Raw genomic sequence first — 17,131 nt, forward strand, 5'->3', positions numbered from 1 at the left:
AAAAAATCCCGTCAACCACCGGTCGACGGGACAATTAACTCAAACGCTATATGGTATTGAATTAAGCTGCTTTCTTAGCAGCAGGAGCAGCATGTTTGTGCTTAGGAGCTTTAGTTGAATCAGCAGCTTGTTTTGCTTCAACTTTTGGTTCAGCTTTAGCTTCGGTTTTAGCTTTTTCTTTCTTTGCTGGTTTAGTAGCTGGTGCTTGTGCGAAAGAAGCAGCAGAGATGCACATTACTATTACAGCGGCGATCAGGCTTTTTTTCATGGTGATTGTCTTTTTAAAATGATTAGATTAAGAATGTGTTGTTGTTATTTGTAGAGTAAAAATACACCAGCCAATTGGTGTGGAGGGGAAGTTTCGGTGAACAAGGAATTACTGTCGTTGAACGGGGAAAAATGTACGGTAATGCGCAATTACAATTATAAAAGAATATTAATAGCTTCTTGCACTGCCTGTATACACAACTGTTTCAGCGTATTAAACTGACCTGCTATTACGTTAAGATGGTAATTATTTTCCGGTAATTTTTCCAGGGGATCCAGTAGGGGATAAAGGTGTTCTTCCAACCCGATAAATGCAACGGTTGTTTTTAAGCTGTGAGCGGTAGCACGAATGCCTGCAATATCTTCGGCTATGATAGCTTTTTTAAGCAGGGCAAGTTCTTCTGGTAGTTGGGTGATAAACTGTTCCAACATCGTTTTTTCGAAGTCGGTATTGCCTTTGGAAAGGTCGTGCAGGTAATGCATATTAATCAGGTGCTGGGCGCCTGTTTCATGTGGATGATGAAGAGCGGAAGGTAATTCCCGTGGAGGCAGTTTTCCGATATATACTTGTATTATTTTGTACAGTTCTTCTTCTATAATAGGTTTTGAAATGTATTCGTTCATACCCATTTGTAAGCATTTTTCCCGTTCGCCGGCCATGGCATGGGCTGTCATGGCAATAATGGGAATGGTGGAGTGGCGCTCATTCCGGATCGCCTGTACTGCCGTGTAGCCGTCCATTTCAGGCATTTGTATATCCATTAGTACCAGGTCGAAATGTTGTTTGTCTAGCGCCTGTAATACCTCTTTACCATTGTTAACAATTTTAAACTGCAGTTGCCAGCTGCTCAGCAGGTGCCGAAGCAGGTTTTGGTTCATTTTGTTATCTTCTGCTACCAGCAGCCGCACGTCTGGGTGCAGGGGGTACAGGTCATTGTCGGAGTAATAGTTGTTATCTTCTTCTGCCGGCGACTCTCCCAGCGTATAGGGAAGTTCCACCTTAAAAATGCTGCCTTCACCGGGTTTGCTTTCTACTGAAATGAAACCATTTTGTAGCTCTATCAGTTGTTTTACGATGGTCAGTCCTAAGCCGGTGCCTCCGTATTTACGGGTAGTAGAGGCTTCCGCCTGGTTGAACCGGTCGAATATACTATTTAATTTATCGGCATCTATCCCTATCCCTGTATCACTAACGGTAAACAATATACGTACGGAATTATCTTCTGCCCATATTTTTCGGGCATGGATGTGTACTTCCCCTTCGTGGGTAAATTTCACGGCATTGCTGGTAAGGTTTACCAGTACTTGTGTGAGCCGCATCATATCTCCATACAGGATATCCGGCACATCTTCATCGATGGTAACAGTCAGTTGCAGTTGTTTTTCTTCCGCTTTAGGGCGAAACATCGTATTCACGCTGTGCAATACGCTACGAAGGCTGAAAGAGGTGGCCTCTATACGCATCATACCGGATTCTATCTTTGAAATATCCAGGATATCATTGATAATTTCCAGGAGGCTTTGGCCGGCGTTTTCGATGGCATTTACGAACTCTCTGGATTTATCGTTCATGGGTTGGGATTTCAGCAGATGAGTGAAACCCAGTACTGCATTCATAGGGGTCCGGATCTCGTGGCTCATATTGGCCAGGAATTGCTCTTTTACCGCCGCCAGTTTTTTTTCTTGCCGCTGCGATTCATCCAGGGCTTCTATCAGTTGTTCTTGCCGGTGAATGCGGCTGATAATATATAGAAATGCCAATAAGCAGGTAAGACAAGCGAAGATCACGAGTATGGTGCCCCAGCTCTGCGCTTTTTGCCCGCTGCTGTCTATCAGATGGGTAGTCCGGTTCACCTCCGATTGCCGGGTGGTATCGAGTTGCCGTAAGATGCCATTGATGGCTTCTCCCAGCCGTTTCCCCTTCTGGTTATTGATCATTTTTTCGGCAGCCTCTTTCCCATTACTGTAAAAGGTATCCAGCACCATGAGGTTGAAATTGTTTTTCTCCTCTACCAGGTAGTAGAGCTGTGTGAGCAATTTCTCGGTGCTGTCGTTTTTAACAATCTTATTGATTTCTTTAAGATCGGCTTTTATAATGGCAATTTCTGCCTCTATGCCCGTAATGTGGGTAGTGTCTTGCGAGATAACGGCACCCCGGACCTTGCTGTCCGTTTTAGCCATATTGGTTTGCAGTTTCTGTAACTCATTTTTAACATTGAGTTCCTGTAGCAACTGCTCGTTACCCTTAATAAGTTTGCGGATGTTATTGGAGGAGTTAAACTGTAGCACAACAAATAATATCATTCCGGTAATGAAAAGGCCGAGGAGATAATATTTGATTTTTTTAGGCTGCATGACAGTTTAGTAAATATAAACGCTGATATAGGAATGCCGGTTCAATAGCAGAACCGATTTCTTTATGGTTGCAGGTAATCCTTTGCCTGCGGCAGATTTCCTTGCCCGGATAAAAGCAGTACCCAACAACGATAGCACTTTGGTTCAAATATTTACAGTATTTCAAAGTACATGAACTAAATACGTAAATAATTTCCGGGTTTAGGGATTTATGTACAGATAAATGATTGCCTGTAACTAAATCCTTAAACCCGAAAATTTAGAAAGTTCCGGAGTTACAATTATTGCGCTTTTGGTGTAGCCGGAGTAGCATCGGTTTTAGCCGCATGATGTTTTGCATGTGCTTTATGAGCCGGCGCTTTTTCAGTGGCTGTTTTCTTTGTTTCTTTTTTAGGAGTTGTTGTTGTCTGGGCAAAAGATGATGCACTCATAAACAACATGGCTGCAGCGATGATAATACCAAACTTTTTCATGGTTGTATACTTTAATTAGTGATCAATTTATTTGACAACCTAAAGGTACACTCCCTTCAAAAGCAATGATTTAACTTATGGCCCAACAGGCGGCAGCTATCGTTCAAAAAGGATAAAGTGTCGTTGAATTACAGGAGATTCAATTTATTGTTCAGGGCCGAGCGGTATGCGTCCGCTACGGGGATCGTATTTTTCTGAATAATAATCGTACCGTCTTCTATGGATTCAATTTTATCGAGCGCAATGATATACGAACGGTGTACCCGCATAAATTTGCCGGCAGGAAGCTTTTCTTCCAATGCTTTTAACGTAGTATGGATGGCATGAAATTTCTGTGGCGTATTTAATTTCACGTAGTCGCCCATTGCTTCCAGGAAAAGGATATCTTCTGTGCGTATCCGTTTTAGTACACCGTTGTCGCGGATAAAAACGAACTCCGTATCTGATACCTGTAGTTCCCTGTTGTTGCTGTCTATAATCTCTTTCGCCTTTTCTATGGCCTGAATAAACCGGGCTGGCTGTACCGGTTTAATGAGGTAATCTGCCACATTGAGCTCAAAGGCTTCTACTGCGTATTCTTTTTTAACGGTGGTGAAAATAATGACCGGCCGTTTTTTACCCAGATTGCGCGTTAGTTCCAGGCCGCTCATGCCTGGCATCTCAATGTCGAGCAGTAACAAGTCAATTTTTTCTTTCTGTAAAAGGTTATAAGCTTCCATCGCGCTGCTGCATTCGCCAACAGCGTGAAGTTGCACTACGTGGCTGGCTAGTTGTTTCATCGCTGTACGGGCCAGTTTATTATCATCAACGATCAGGCAGTTCATAGAGCTAATTTAAGTACAAATCATAATATAAATCAATTGCTACCGCAACTGTGCTACACTTTTTTCCAGAGGGTATACGACCCGCAGCCGGACTCCCGCTCTCCGTTATACGTTGCTTACCAATAAATCCACTTCCCGCGGTTGCTGGTACGATCCGGCAACCGCTCCGGTTGGCGTAATATTGTTTTGAGTATTATGGGAGTTGCTTCTTCCAATCCTGCTAAAATCATCATTCTATAAATGAAATAAATCATATATTTGAAATTATTAATTAATTTAAGGATGAAATATATGAAATGGCCTGTTCTGCTGGGAATATTGTTTATCCATGCAGTGGCAGCAGCCCAGGTGCCTGTAGTAACATTAGGACCCGACTTCGCAGAGCCGGGTGATGGTTGGGATAAGTTAATGCAATTAAAGAATGGGAACACCTTCTATTTGCACTTTTCCAGGAAAGAAGGGCTGGTGGTGAATGTATATAATGCCGGGCATGAATTAACGGTAACGGATACAGTACATGCCCAGTTGTGGAATACAGCCGATATAGAATCTACAGAAATAGATGGCATTTTCGAAATCAACGGGCAGCCGGTATTGTTTTTACAACAGCTGGTGAAATATAATCCAGTGTTGTACCGTCTCGTATTGGATGGCGTTAGTGGTAAGCTGGTACGGGAAGATAAACTGGGAGAATTGCCTTCTGTGCAGTTCCGTAGCGTATTTGTAGACGATAACCTGGCCTCGCACGACTTTTATGTGGAGAAAGACCCGGAGAGTGATTACTATGCGGTAGCTTTATTTTCAGGTATGCCTGTGCAGAAAACAGATAGCATTCATGAACGGATACAAGTTATGCATTTTTCTCCGCGGCATGAGCTCCTGCATCAAGGATGGTTGTATATGCCGGACACTACGTATAGCTATTTCAGTTATATTAACATGGCGGTAAATGGAAAAGAAAAAGTATATCTGGGCACGGTGGGGTTTAATACCAAACGTAATGGCAGTGAAATTAAGCCGAAAGTGATCTTCTCTGCGTTATCGCCAGACTCTGCTACTTTTGCGCACCAGGTGCTGGATTACACCGCTGGCTTTGCCAATGTGGGCGGCACTATCCAGGTAGCCACTTCTACCGCTAACGTATATATGTTGCTGCATGTACCAGCTAAACAGGGGGAAGGTAATAGCAGTATCATCCTGAATACTTTCCAGCTATCTACCGGCAAGCTCCAAAAGCATGTGCAGTTAGTCTTTCCAGAGTTGGCCCGTAATATGGAAATGAACCTTGGATATAAAGACACCTATAAGGGAACGCCGCAGCGGTTCATGCTTAACCAAGACGGCACCAGTACATTGCTCCTGGAAAACTTTTCCTTTTTTAAGCAAGGCAACACACAAATTAATAAACTGCATACTAATTTGGGAGACATTGGCATTGCACTGTTAGACACAGCGGGTAAAGAAAATACCACCATGGCAGTGTCTAAATACCAGGTGATCACCGGCATCTGCGAGCCCTTCCAGTTGCAGCGCAGAAGCAAAAGCGAATGGATGTTCCGTAACAAGATTGCGGCCCTTAATACCAATACCTACCTCTCATACGATTATATACCAGGGCAGTCGGCTGCTTTTGTATTGTTTAATGATTACCTGCAATATCTGGACACTGGCGGACAAGACAGGGTGCGCAAACCATTAAAATATGCAGTGGATGCAAACTTCGTTTGTTACCGCTTTTACAATGGAAAGATGGAGCGGTTGTTTTTATTTGGTATGCCGGAAGTCACCAAAGGCTATGCTTGTATGATGGGCGCAGCAGATTATAATGCTGCTGTAGGCACTTACGCTACGTTACTGATTTCCCGGAAAGGATTGGAGAAAAAGGCGAATATCGCCTGGATAAAGTTTTAGCGATAATGATAGCTACTTCTCCGCTATTAATTAGAGGTTGGCGCTAAGTTACCAGGTTATTGGCGCCGCAATTGTTGCGGCCCGTTATAATGCGGTCCAACCTGCTGGTATTTCGCCCAGCCGGAACTGATTTACGGCATTATGTGCCAGTCTTGTTGGTTCCGGCAGGCGGTAGCCTTTCAGGCATTTTTCCAGGATCTCCAAGCTGCCGGGAATGTCTACCAGATGGCCAGGCGACACAAAAATGGGCTTTACCTTGTTCTTACTCCGCAGCACATTGCCCAATTGCTCGCCTTTTTTATCCGTAAGCGGTGTATAGCTGCCTTTCTCCGGGCCAGGTTCTTCATAAATGCCGAACAGTTTTTTCTTGGCGCTTCCGATGGAGGGTTGATTCGCTAACACCCCAAAATGACTCGCAATGCCCATGCGCCGCGGATGGGCGATACCGTGGCCATCTACTACCAATATGTCGGGTTTTACCGGTAATTGTTCCCAGGCGTCTAGTAGGGCGGGCACTTCCCGAAAGGCCAGGAAGCCAGGCACATAAGGGAATAGCACTTCTTTTTTAACCAGGCTGTATCCAATAGGAACGAGGGAAGGAAATGCCAGCAATACAATGCCAGCATATACGGTAGTGCTGAATTTATTGAATGAAATATCCGCGCCTGCCACATAGTGGAGTGGCCCGGTATATGGAATAACTTTTACTGCTGCTTTTAGCTCTTGTTGTAGGCGGGTGGCCTCAGGTACAGTTAATTCATTATAATTGATCATGCGTGTGGTGCTTCGTTTATATAATTTGGGAGGATAAATAAGTTTTCTATTTGCAAATGAGTTGTCAGAAAAGCGTTAGTTGTTCGCCAGACTTGGGTGGCGTTGGCGTTATTGCTTTGCCAAATACGGTACGGCCGCCATATTTCCATGAATCCCGGCGTTCCTGTTCTATTACTTTATCCAAACTGGAATTCGGTTCGAAGTCCTGCTCAATTTGCTGTGAGAGCTGTGATAATTTCCTGATCGCATCTTTCTTATCAGACTCGCCTACTTTTGCTTTGTGCAGTGCTTCTTTGAGTGTATGGATGGTATCATCGTAAATTTGCGTAGGCACGGGAAACGGATGGCCATCTTTACCGCCATGCGCAAATGAAAATCGGGCGGGATCTTCAAATCGTGACGGGGTGCCATGTATTACTTCGCTCACTAAGGTGAGCGATTGTAACGTTCTTGGGCCTACGCCTTCCAACATCAGTAATGCTTCAAAATCTGCCGGTCGTGTATCATATGCCAGCGCCAATACGCTCCCCAACCGTTTCAGATTTACGTCGTCGGCTTTTACATGGTGGCGGCAAGGCATTACCAGGTTGCGTATTTCGGGCAACAGGTGAGCCGGATTTTCCTGTGTTAGCTGTAGAATGCCCGATTTAGTAAGACTAGCTTGTACATCGGTAAGATTTAGGATCTGGCCTTGGTTCCGACCGTAAATAAAAGTATGGGGGGCTTCAGTAAAAGAGGTAAAAGCCGAAGAATGCCAATGGTAACGGCGGGCCATATGGTTGGTATCGTTCATACCTTGCTGTACTACGGCCCATTCTCCTTCGTCTGATAAAATGAAGGAGTGCAGGTATAGCTGAAATCCATCCTGAATGGCAGTATTATCTACTTTTGCGGTAAGCTTGCTACTATATACCAATTGCTCTCCGGGCAAACCGGTTTTTTCTGCGATAGCAGTTAATTCTGCAGGTGTTTGTTTACTATAACGGCCTTTACCTCCGCAGATGTAGATACCTAGCTCGGATGAGCGGGGATTGATGGATTTTTTCAGGGCGCCCATTACGCTGGTGGTAATGCCTGAAGAGTGCCAGTCCATGCCCAACACACAGCCCAGCGCCTGAAACCAACAGGGATCACTGAGCCTCCTGATTACTTCTCCCTTACCGTAGTCGGTAAGGATTGCCTCTACAATGGCGCCACCCAAAAGGCTCATGCGCTTTGCCAGCCAGGGAGGTACCTGCCCGTAATGTAAAGGAAGATCTGCATATGATGGCATATGGAAATGGTTAAAATATTTATAATGGGCTCAGTTGTACTTCATATTGAAAGATGTTAGTGTTTTGCAAAAAGAAATCATCCAATTGTTCCATTTGGCTACGAGGGCCCCTCACAGCGTAGCTCACTTCTATCATATTGTCTTTTCGCATGACCATCATCCGCTCATACTTCAATTTAAATTGTTGTAGGATATTCTCAACATCCATATGTGGAAATTTTTCTTCATAGAAATAAATTGTATACAGTCGTTTATTGTTAACAACGGCAATTCTTTGTTCTACATATTCCAGCAAAATGAGTACGATCAAGGCTCCGGTAAGTGCGGCGCCAGCCAGCCAATAGCGACTCATGCCAACGGCCATGCCTATTGCGGCGGCAATCCAGATAGAGGCAGCTGTGGTGATACCGTCTATCGTATAGTCGCCTTTAAAGATAACACCCGCCCCTATAAAACCTACACCGGTAAGGATATTAGAAGCTACGCGATCAGGAGAATTGGGAAATCCCAGTTCGGCAGAGAGGATCGTAAAAACTGCACTGCTCATACAGATGAGCGCCATGGTGCGCATGCCCGCGGCTTTGCGTTTGTACTCTCTTTCCAGCCCCAGTAATGATCCCATTATCAGTGCTATCAGTACTTTCAGGATTTGATCTTCCTGTATAACCTGTAATGCTTCTTTCATCTGATAAAATATCTTGTTACAAATGTACGCGTTGGCACAATTCTTTCCTTGAAGAAAAAAAGTGTACAGCGCTTGAACAGTTTGCTTTACACCTTGTTATGTGTACGATTTATAACCATAAATTTATTTAGATGAAACCTTTTTTCTACAAGTGCTGTGTAGTGTTATGTATCACCGGTATGCTGAGCATCTTTATTTTTTCGTGTAATGGCGCCCGGGAAACCGGCCAGGATGCCGCCGCTGATTCTGCCGCTGTAACTATGCCCAGGGTAGACAGCACCAGTGTTGTTCCTGTAGACACCAGTATTACCAAGCCTGATTCTATGCATATGTAACAGTTTAAGGGTGTCCCTATTCTTTTATAAACTGATTACTTCACCCTTAAACATACTGTTATGATGAAAGTAAAACACCCGTTCATGTTGTTGGGAAGTGCAGTCCTGTTGTGGCTCACTGCATGTGGAAATGGTCACCAGGCAACCACCGATTCGGTGAACGCTACGATGGATACTGCGGGGCTGCAGCAGCAGGATACCGTACCAGCGGCCCAAATGCCCCCGGGAACCATTAATCCGGGAGAAGATTCTTCCAGATTTGGTACTGGAACAGAAGACTCTTCCAAAAACAGACCGCGTCCTTAATCGGGCCGGTACAACGCCTCCTTTGATCTTTCTCCTTTGGATAAAGACATATGGAGGCGTTTAGCATTTTATCCCGCTTTTGCAATATATTTGGAAACACTTCGTCTTCCTATACATAAAGAATTTTATTCTAATGCAGAACGACATCACTACCCCGGTACCAAAACAACCCATTAAGCTGGCGTCCTTGAAAAAAACATTACGCCTGTTTCGCTATGTAAAGCCCTACTGGCCTCAATTTTCCTTAGGCCTGATTTTCCTGTTGATCTCCAGCCTCGCTGGTTTGGCCTTTCCTAAACTATTAGGCAACCTGGTAGATCCTAAAAGCAACACACAGTTGTTCCAGGGAATGAACCAGGCCGCCGTATTACTGATTGCTGTATTAGTAGGACAATCTATCTTTTCTTTTTTTCGTATTGTATTATTTGTGAATGTAACGGAGAAAACCCTGGCCACTCTTCGCCAAACCATTTACAGTCACCTGATCCGCCTTCCGATGAAATTTTTCCTGGAAAGACGGGTAGGAGAGCTGAGTAGCCGTATTTCTTCTGATATCTCACTGCTGCAGGAAACATTTACTACTACCTTGGCAGAATTTATCCGCCAAATGGTCATTATCATTGGAGGGGTAACAATTTTATTGATCACTTCTCCGGGATTAACCGGTTTTATGTTGGCTATTCTGCCGGTAATGATGCTGGCGGCCGTGTTTTTCGGGAAGTTCATCCGCCGTTTTTCGAAAGAGGTACAGGAACAGGTAGCTGCTTCCAATACTGTTGTGGAAGAAACCCTGCAGGGCATCCTGAATGTAAAGGCATTTGCCAACGAATTTTTTGAGATCGCAAGGTATCGCCAACGTACCAACGAAGCCGCCCGGATAGGTATGAAAGGTGGTAAGTTCCGCGGTGCTTTCTCTTCCTTTATTATCCTGGGTATTTTCGGCGCCCTGGTTGCTGTGATCTGGAGAGGCGTTGCAATGGGCATGCCTACTTCATCGCTATTGTCTTTCCTGTTATACTCCGTATTCATAGGCGGTTCTATCGCCGGATTAGCGGAAGTATACACCAACCTGCAAAAGAGCATAGGAGCTACCGAGCACCTGTTGGAAATACTTGATGAGCCTGCGGAAGCGATTACTGCTGTTAAGGAAATTGCACCGGAAAATCAGCTGGAAGGACAGATCAGTTTCCGTAACCTGTCGTTCCATTATCCGTCCCGTCCTGATCAGGCCGTTATGAACAACGTTTCCTTCGACGTATATGCCGATCAGAAAGTGGCGTTGGTGGGACCCAGTGGCGCGGGCAAGAGTACAATCGTTTCCTTGCTGCTTCGCCTCTATGATCCGGTAAGTGGTCATATCCGTTTTGATGGGAAAGACAGTAAAGCATTTCCTTTGTCCCAGTTACGTGCACAGATGGCCGTAGTGCCGCAGGATGTATTCCTGTTCGGCGGTACTATTGCAGAAAATATCGCTTATGGCAAGCCGGGCGCTTCCATTGCTGAGATGGAAGCTGCTGCCAAACAGGCCAATGCCTGGGAATTCATACAGCGGTTTCCGTTAGGACTAGATACAATCGTAGGAGAAAGAGGTATACAATTGTCTGGCGGCCAACGCCAGCGCATTGCTATCGCCAGGGCCGTGCTTAAAAATCCGCGTATCCTCATCCTTGATGAAGCCACTTCGGCGCTGGATTCCGAATCAGAAAAACTGGTACAGGATGCATTGGATAAACTGATGGAAGGCCGCACTTCTATTGTGATTGCCCACCGCCTGGCCACCATCCGCGAAGCGGATAAAATTATTGTGTTGGATAAAGGACAAATAGTAGAAGAAGGCACACACAACGAGCTGATAGAAATGGAAGGATTGTATAGAACACTGAGTGATATGCAGTTTACAATATAATTGTTGTTAGCAATAAAAAGCCCCGTCTGGTACTACCAGACGGGGCTTTTTATTGTTGGCCCTTTTAGAAATTATCACCTCCTCCCATATCTCCGTTACCACTTTCTTTGGGTTTACTGTTTTTCTTTTTGAAAAGATTAGTATCCATTTTTCCGAAGCGCCAGGCAGCATTAAAACGCAGTTCACGGGTAACCCTTTTACGGTAGTTCTCCTGGTCAGAGAAATTGGTGGAAGTATAGGAAAGATTACGGTCGGTATTGAAAATATCATTGATGCCCAGGGAAACGGACAATGTTTTCTTTTTCAGCAGGTCTTTTTTAATAGCAGCATCGGCAGACCACTTTGCTTTCTGCTCTCCCTGCGGAAGGATCTGCTTAGACTCATATTCAGCGCTTACCTGAAGGGAAAGGTTCCAGGGCAGCTTGGTGTTGCTGTTTAATTTACCAAACCAGGTAAGCCCTTGGTTAGATAGGTTGTTGCCGTTACTGGTGGCATCGATCTTTGTTTGTGCCAGATTGATATTGGTAGTAAGGTCCCATATCTTAGTCAGTTGGCTTCTCAAGGTAAACTCTGCACCATATGAGTTCCTGGAACTGGCATTGATAGGATAAGTGAGTAATACGTGTTGGGCCTGTCCATTCAGGTTCAGGGTGGTATCTACATAAAAATTAGTAATCGCGTTGGTGGTGTTCCGGTAATACAATGATACTAACAGGTTATGTTTGCGGGCAAAGTCTTTCAGATACGACAGTTCAAAAGAGTTGGTGAACTCAGGTTTCAGTTCCGGGTTACCGGTGCTGGCGCTTTGGCCGCTATAGTCTATGGTAGGCAGCAGGTCTCTGAACCAGGGCCGGCGGATACGGCGGCTGTAGTTGAGTTGCAGCTCATGGTCGCCTTTTAATTTTTGCGACAGGAATACGCTGGGAAATAAACTTACCGGATAATTGATGCTGTAGGAAGCTTTGTCTCCCAACCGGGTTTCCCCTTTGTAGTTCGACTGTTCTGCCCTTAAGCCTACCTGGTAGCCGAAGTTATCTTTAGCGCCGGTATAGCTGGCGTAGGCGGCGTTTACTTGTTGTTGGTAATGGTAGTTATTGGAAAGGGCAGAATCGAGTGTAAAAGCACCGGAAGGGTAATTTTGTCCGAAGGTGTTTACGTAGTTATCGAATCGTTGGGTATTGCTGCGCAAGCCCATTTCTAGCTTAGATTTTTCTGTTAGCGGTTTTACATAGTCTACCTGTGCCGTGAGATAGGTAGTAGCGCCTTTGCCTTTGCCATTGCGTACTTCCGGTTTGTTAGGATCGTAGCTGGGCGTACCTTCCAGATCGTAATACTGCAGGGAGTAATTGCTGCTGTTATCGCCGGTGGCATAGTTGTAGGTGAAGTCGGCCGTTAGTTCTTCCCCTGCCTTGGCAAAAGTGTGCTTATAACCCAGTTGGGTGGTATAGTTACGGAAACCGTTCAGGGTATTATCTATACCGGTGCCATAACGCACTTGCTGTTGGTGGGCGTCTTGCTGATTCACCGTTTGGTCGAAATACTTATTGAAGTTACCGGTAGTGATATTTTCGGAGAGGGTGATAGTATTCCGGTTGTCTGCGAACCAGTCGAATCCAATGCGGCCGGTTTGGAATTTGCGATAAAAATTGCCATCTTCCAGTTGCTCCGTATACGTAGTGGTGTCGGCGCCTTTATTTTTCCGGTACAGGCGGCTGGTCATGGGTGACTTCCGGTTGCGGAAATTATAGTTAAGGAAGAAATTGAACTTTTCCTGGCGCAGGTTAAAGTCTACGCCTCCATTGGAGCTACCGAGTGAAGATCCGCCGGCACTTACCAAACCATTGATACCTGTTTTTTTATTTTTTTTGAGGACGATATTCAGGATACCGCTCATGCCTTCCGCATCATATTTGGCAGAAGGGTTGGTTACCACTTCTATGTTCTGGATAGCATCTGCAGGGATCTGGTCTAGTGTGAGCGTAGAAGGACGGCCATCGATAAAGATGGTAGGAGAGCCATTGCGTACGGTCACATTCCCATCTATGTCTACATTCACGGAAGGCACCTGTTTCAGCACATCGGTAGCAGTGCCACCTATACTCGACAGGTTTTTATCTACGTTGAACACCCTTTTGTCGATAGCCATGGTAAAAGCTGGCTTTTCGCCTACCACATTTACAGTTGCCAGCGATTTTACATTTGCCTGCAGTTTAATGTTGCCGGCGTCTGTGCTGTTTGATTGGGTAGAAAGAACAATTGGTTTATAGAGCGTTTCGTAGCCGATAAAATTGATCTTAAGAATATATTTGTTAAGGGTAATATTTTCAAAACTAAAATCTCCATTAGTTTTAGAGAGCATGCCTGTTTGTACAGATGAATCCGGGCGCAGTAATGCCACCGAGGCATATTCGATAGGTTTTCCGGTTTGGGCGTCTAATAATTTACCGTAAATAGTGCCGGTGGGGGCTCCCGGCTTGCCTGGAGGGTGTTGTGCCAGGGCTGTGAAACAAAATAACAATAACCAACTAGTAATAAACAATACAATTTTTCTCATAATAGCTTCCAACAATTTATAGTGCCGCAAAATTAGTTTTTAAGGACGAAGAATATCACCTTTTTAGGATAAAAGGTTGTACGGAACCCTTTGCAGACAGGTGTTTCAGCTACAGAATTGAATAGGATTCTTACTGGTGGCCGGTTGTATAGATATGCGGAAAATAAACCACAAATGTTAAGTAGTGTTAAATCTGGTAGTAGGTTAACATAACTTCATGGAAGACAACGGAAAGCATACGCTAAATTTTGTGGATAAAAAAGGGCCGTATATAAGTTTATCTTTTCCGTTGTAACGGAGAGCTACGTATCTTTACAGCCCGCTGTTGCGTTATTTTAATTTTTTTATATGCATAAGGATTACCGCCCGGACTGGGATATTTATACGTGCCATATTGAAGAAAGTCCAGCAGTAATAGGCCTTGACCTTGATCTGAGACGATTTGCGCCATTAAAGGAAAAGCCGAATGCCATATATGTAACAGTATATCTTAACAATCCACGTGAAGACGGATTCCCGCAGAACGATGAATTTGCCATCATGGGTGAAATAGAAGACAGATTGGTGGAGCAGTTACAAACCAGGCTGGATGCGCACTTTGTTGGCCGAACCTTTTCCAATGGCGTAAGGGACTTTTATTTTTATACCGGTACTACACTGCTGCATGATAAATTTATTGCAGATGCAATGATTAATTTTCCCGATTACCGTTACGACTATGGGATGAAGGAAGATAATAACTGGGAGTTATATTTTGATTTCCTCTTTCCTGATGTGTATGAGTTTCAGCGTATACAAAACCGGAAAGTATTACGTATGCTGCAACAACATGGAGACGCAGGTGAGAAAGAGCGTCCGGTAGAGCACTGGATACATTTCAGGACTACCGAAGATAAAAATGTTTATTGGGAGCACATCAAAGAAAATGGTTTCTCCCTGGTGCATGAGGGTAAAACTGATAATCCGGAGTTCCCCTATAAATTATGTATCTCCCGCTTAGACAAAGCCAGTGAAGCGGCGATTGACCGTTTGGTAATGAGCCTCTGGGAGTTGGCCCAGCAAGTAAACGCAGAATACGACGGCTGGGAAACCAGTATTGTAAAATAGTGGCTGATAGCCAAATAACCCACCAGGAATGCTTATCACTGGTGGGTTGTTCTTTTTATTTTCTCAATAACCCCGACAGAAACGAAATTAAAAACAGCACAAGGAAAATATAGAAGAGGATCTTCGCAATAGAGGCTGCTCCCGCAGCAAGGCCTGAAAAGCCAAATATGGCCGCGATAATGGCTACAATAAAAAAAATTAATGCCCAACGTAACATAAGCGTAAGTTTTTTTGAGGTGAAATATGAATTGGAAGCTGCTGGCTATTAAGGGTTATGCCAGCAATTGCCTTTTTATAGCTAATTCCGTTCCGGTCAGTACAATATTTGTAGTGGTTGCATTTCCATTTTTTTTCGATATAATTGTTCCCTGCTGTTAGAATTGAGGAACTTCTTAAAAATATTGCCTACAATAACTGTCTTATGCTGGTTGTTAAGCCTGCATTTTCCTGCATTGGGAGTTGCTGATAGCCAACAGCTTCCGCTTTCGGCAGATACTATCCCCCATAAAAGCAATGGGCTATTTAAAAAGATCGGAGAATACCGGGATTCCATACGGCATAAAGACTACCGCCAATCCCTGATCAAACGGATTACCCGTCAGGATGAACCGGATCATTATGTTAACAACGATAGCATCATTATCAAAAGTGAGGCATATTTTACCCCTTTTGCGGGCAAAGTGATCAGAAATATCTACTATAGAAAGGTAAAGGTGTTTGGTCCCCGGAACATCAACGATACCACTTTTACCACCAACATGAAGCTGATACACCTGGCTAACCGCGTACACTACGACTCCCGGCAATGGGTAATCCGCCAGTCCCTGTTTTTCCGGGAAGATCAAACCCTCGACCCTTTTGAAATGGCAGATAATGAACGTTATCTCCGTAACCGCCCGTTCATCCAGGATGCGCGTTTATACATCCAAAACGTTGACGCAGATTCTGTAGATGTAGAGGTAGTTACAAAAGACCTGTTTGAATATGGTGCTGATATCTCCCAGTTCAGTGCAACAGATATAAGGGCGGGAGTATCTAACAACGATCTGTTTGGAGCAGGTCAGGGGCTCCGGTTGGGTATGCAGTGGCGTTCTGATTATACACCTAGCTGGAACTCGGAAATACATTATACCAAGTATAACATGTTGGGCTCTTTCGTTGATATGAGCGTAGGCTATACAACCCTGAACAATTATGCCCAACTGGATACCAATGCTTATGAAGGCGCGATATTCATCAATTTAAACAGGCCGCTTTACCGCAATGCAGCCAAGTGGGTAGGAGGACTCGCCCTTTCTAAAAATTGGTCTATCAATATTCATGGTTCCCTGCCGGTTCTTGGAGATACTGCTTACCGCGATTATAGTTATACGGTTATAGACGGTTGGATAGGATATAACTTCATTAATAACTACCGGCACGACGGTACGATAGGCAGTAAGCCGAACGTAGCCCTGCTGGCCCGGCACTATAATTTGCTGTTTCAGCGAAAACCGGATCAGATCCGCTATAAAGAAGATCCGGTGTACAATAATCACCGGTTATATTTGTTGGAGTTGCAGGCCTATCGTATCGATTATTTCAAAGACCATTATTTTTTCGGTTTCGGTCGTACAGAGGATATTCCGCTGGGATATAATGTAAGTGCCACTAGCGGTTGGGAAACCTGGAAAGATCGCAGAAGGATCTACACCGGGCTTGAAGCCCAGAAATACTGGACTACCAAAAAACATGGACTCTTTAATACTACGGTTGGCATTGGCACCTATTGGCTGAACAATGCTACGGAAGATGCTATTATCCATGCCAGGATAGAGTATTATAGCCGGTTGGTGACCATCCGCAAATCCAGGTTCCGGCAGTTCTTTATCGGTGATTATCTGAATAGTCCCGATCCTTTTTTCAATAAGCCGCTTAATATTAACATGGAATATGGTATATGGGGATACAAGAGAACCACTCTCAACGGCTTTCAGCGGTTAAACCTCAGCTCCGAAACAGTGTACTACAGTCCATTGAAATTATTGGGCTTTAAGTTTAATTTCTTCACTTCCCTGCAGGGTTCCATGCTCTCTGCCAAAAGTAGCGACCTGTTCAACAATCCACTCTATCTGGGTATAGGTGGCGGTTTTCTGGTACGTAATGAAAATCTCTCGCTCAATACCCTTAAAGTATCCGCATACTACTATCCCAATGCCCCTGCGCCAGTGAATAAGCTGATGTTGGAGATTACTACCGTGGTAGATTTCCGTTTTGATATTTCCGCACTAAGAGCGCCTTCCGTACTAAACTTCCGTTAAGTGCTTCCATGCCTTCCCTGCAGCCCGGCTGCAGGGAAGGCAAACTTTCGTATTTTTATAG

15 protein-coding genes are annotated in these 17,131 nt (G+C 44.5%); 6 read left to right on the plus strand and 9 right to left on the minus strand.

The window, feature by feature from the left end; all coding sequences use genetic code 11:
* Positions 1 to 61: 61 nt before the first annotated feature.
* From ACDQ55_RS16820 to ACDQ55_RS16835, 4 genes are all read right to left on the minus strand, one after another.
* Positions 62 to 268 carry a hypothetical protein gene (locus tag ACDQ55_RS16820; RefSeq protein ID WP_420982617.1) on the minus strand — a complete coding sequence of 69 codons (207 nt, stop codon included), beginning with the start codon at positions 266 to 268 and terminating at the stop codon, positions 62 to 64.
* Positions 269 to 423: 155 nt separating this feature from the next.
* Positions 424 to 2,622: a response regulator gene (locus ACDQ55_RS16825; protein ID WP_420982618.1), complete on the minus strand. Its 2,199-nt coding sequence runs from the start codon at positions 2,620 to 2,622 to the stop codon at positions 424 to 426.
* Positions 2,623 to 2,903: 281 nt separating this feature from the next.
* Positions 2,904 to 3,095 carry a hypothetical protein gene (locus ACDQ55_RS16830; protein ID WP_420982619.1) on the minus strand — a complete coding sequence of 64 codons (192 nt, stop codon included), beginning with the start codon at positions 3,093 to 3,095 and terminating at the stop codon, positions 2,904 to 2,906.
* A 128-nt stretch (positions 3,096 to 3,223) separates the two neighbouring features.
* Positions 3,224 to 3,919: a LytR/AlgR family response regulator transcription factor gene (locus tag ACDQ55_RS16835; RefSeq protein ID WP_420982620.1), complete on the minus strand. Its 696-nt coding sequence runs from the start codon at positions 3,917 to 3,919 to the stop codon at positions 3,224 to 3,226.
* 282 nt (positions 3,920 to 4,201) lie between these two features.
* Here ACDQ55_RS16835 and ACDQ55_RS16840 point away from each other — a divergent pair, with 282 nt between their 5' ends.
* Entirely contained in the window at positions 4,202 to 5,830 is a 1,629-nt protein-coding gene (locus tag ACDQ55_RS16840) for a hypothetical protein (RefSeq protein WP_420982621.1), read from the plus strand.
* Positions 5,831 to 5,914: 84 nt separating this feature from the next.
* Here ACDQ55_RS16840 and nfi read toward each other — a convergent pair whose 3' ends face one another.
* From nfi to ACDQ55_RS16855, 3 genes are all read right to left on the minus strand, one after another.
* Complete coding sequence (gene nfi / locus ACDQ55_RS16845) at positions 5,915 to 6,604, minus strand: deoxyribonuclease V (protein WP_420982622.1); 690 nt, start codon at positions 6,602 to 6,604, stop codon at positions 5,915 to 5,917.
* 64 nt (positions 6,605 to 6,668) lie between these two features.
* A complete protein-coding gene (locus ACDQ55_RS16850; protein ID WP_420982623.1) occupies positions 6,669 to 7,877 on the minus strand; it encodes a DUF763 domain-containing protein in 1,209 nt (402 codons plus the stop codon).
* Positions 7,878 to 7,896: 19 nt separating this feature from the next.
* A complete protein-coding gene (locus tag ACDQ55_RS16855) occupies positions 7,897 to 8,562 on the minus strand; it encodes an MgtC/SapB family protein (RefSeq protein ID WP_420982624.1) in 666 nt (221 codons plus the stop codon).
* 131 nt (positions 8,563 to 8,693) lie between these two features.
* Between ACDQ55_RS16855 and ACDQ55_RS16860 the strand changes: the two genes are divergently transcribed.
* From ACDQ55_RS16860 to ACDQ55_RS16870, 3 genes are all read left to right on the plus strand, one after another.
* Entirely contained in the window at positions 8,694 to 8,897 is a 204-nt protein-coding gene (locus ACDQ55_RS16860) for a hypothetical protein (RefSeq protein ID WP_420982625.1), read from the plus strand.
* 60 nt (positions 8,898 to 8,957) lie between these two features.
* Positions 8,958 to 9,203 carry a hypothetical protein gene (locus ACDQ55_RS16865; RefSeq protein WP_420982626.1) on the plus strand — a complete coding sequence of 82 codons (246 nt, stop codon included), beginning with the start codon at positions 8,958 to 8,960 and terminating at the stop codon, positions 9,201 to 9,203.
* Positions 9,204 to 9,336: 133 nt separating this feature from the next.
* Positions 9,337 to 11,109 (plus strand): ABC transporter ATP-binding protein, encoded by a 1,773-nt coding sequence (locus tag ACDQ55_RS16870; protein ID WP_420982627.1) that lies wholly within the window; start codon positions 9,337 to 9,339, stop codon positions 11,107 to 11,109.
* Positions 11,110 to 11,173: 64 nt separating this feature from the next.
* Here ACDQ55_RS16870 and ACDQ55_RS16875 read toward each other — a convergent pair whose 3' ends face one another.
* Complete coding sequence (locus ACDQ55_RS16875; protein ID WP_420982628.1) at positions 11,174 to 13,663, minus strand: TonB-dependent receptor domain-containing protein; 2,490 nt, start codon at positions 13,661 to 13,663, stop codon at positions 11,174 to 11,176.
* Between the two features lie 348 nt (positions 13,664 to 14,011).
* Here ACDQ55_RS16875 and ACDQ55_RS16880 point away from each other — a divergent pair, with 348 nt between their 5' ends.
* Positions 14,012 to 14,770, plus strand: coding sequence for a DUF695 domain-containing protein (locus tag ACDQ55_RS16880; protein ID WP_420982629.1), 759 nt, complete (start codon positions 14,012 to 14,014; stop codon positions 14,768 to 14,770).
* Between the two features lie 55 nt (positions 14,771 to 14,825).
* Here the strand turns inward: ACDQ55_RS16880 and ACDQ55_RS16885 are convergent, their stop codons facing one another.
* Positions 14,826 to 14,987 (minus strand): DUF1328 domain-containing protein, encoded by a 162-nt coding sequence (locus tag ACDQ55_RS16885; protein ID WP_420982630.1) that lies wholly within the window; start codon positions 14,985 to 14,987, stop codon positions 14,826 to 14,828.
* A 184-nt stretch (positions 14,988 to 15,171) separates the two neighbouring features.
* Here ACDQ55_RS16885 and ACDQ55_RS16890 point away from each other — a divergent pair, with 184 nt between their 5' ends.
* Positions 15,172 to 17,070: a hypothetical protein gene (locus ACDQ55_RS16890; RefSeq protein ID WP_420982631.1), complete on the plus strand. Its 1,899-nt coding sequence runs from the start codon at positions 15,172 to 15,174 to the stop codon at positions 17,068 to 17,070.
* Positions 17,071 to 17,131: the final 61 nt, after the last annotated feature.

The organism is Chitinophaga sp. 30R24 (assembly GCF_049056765.1).
Lineage (GTDB): Bacteria > Bacteroidota > Bacteroidia > Chitinophagales > Chitinophagaceae > Chitinophaga.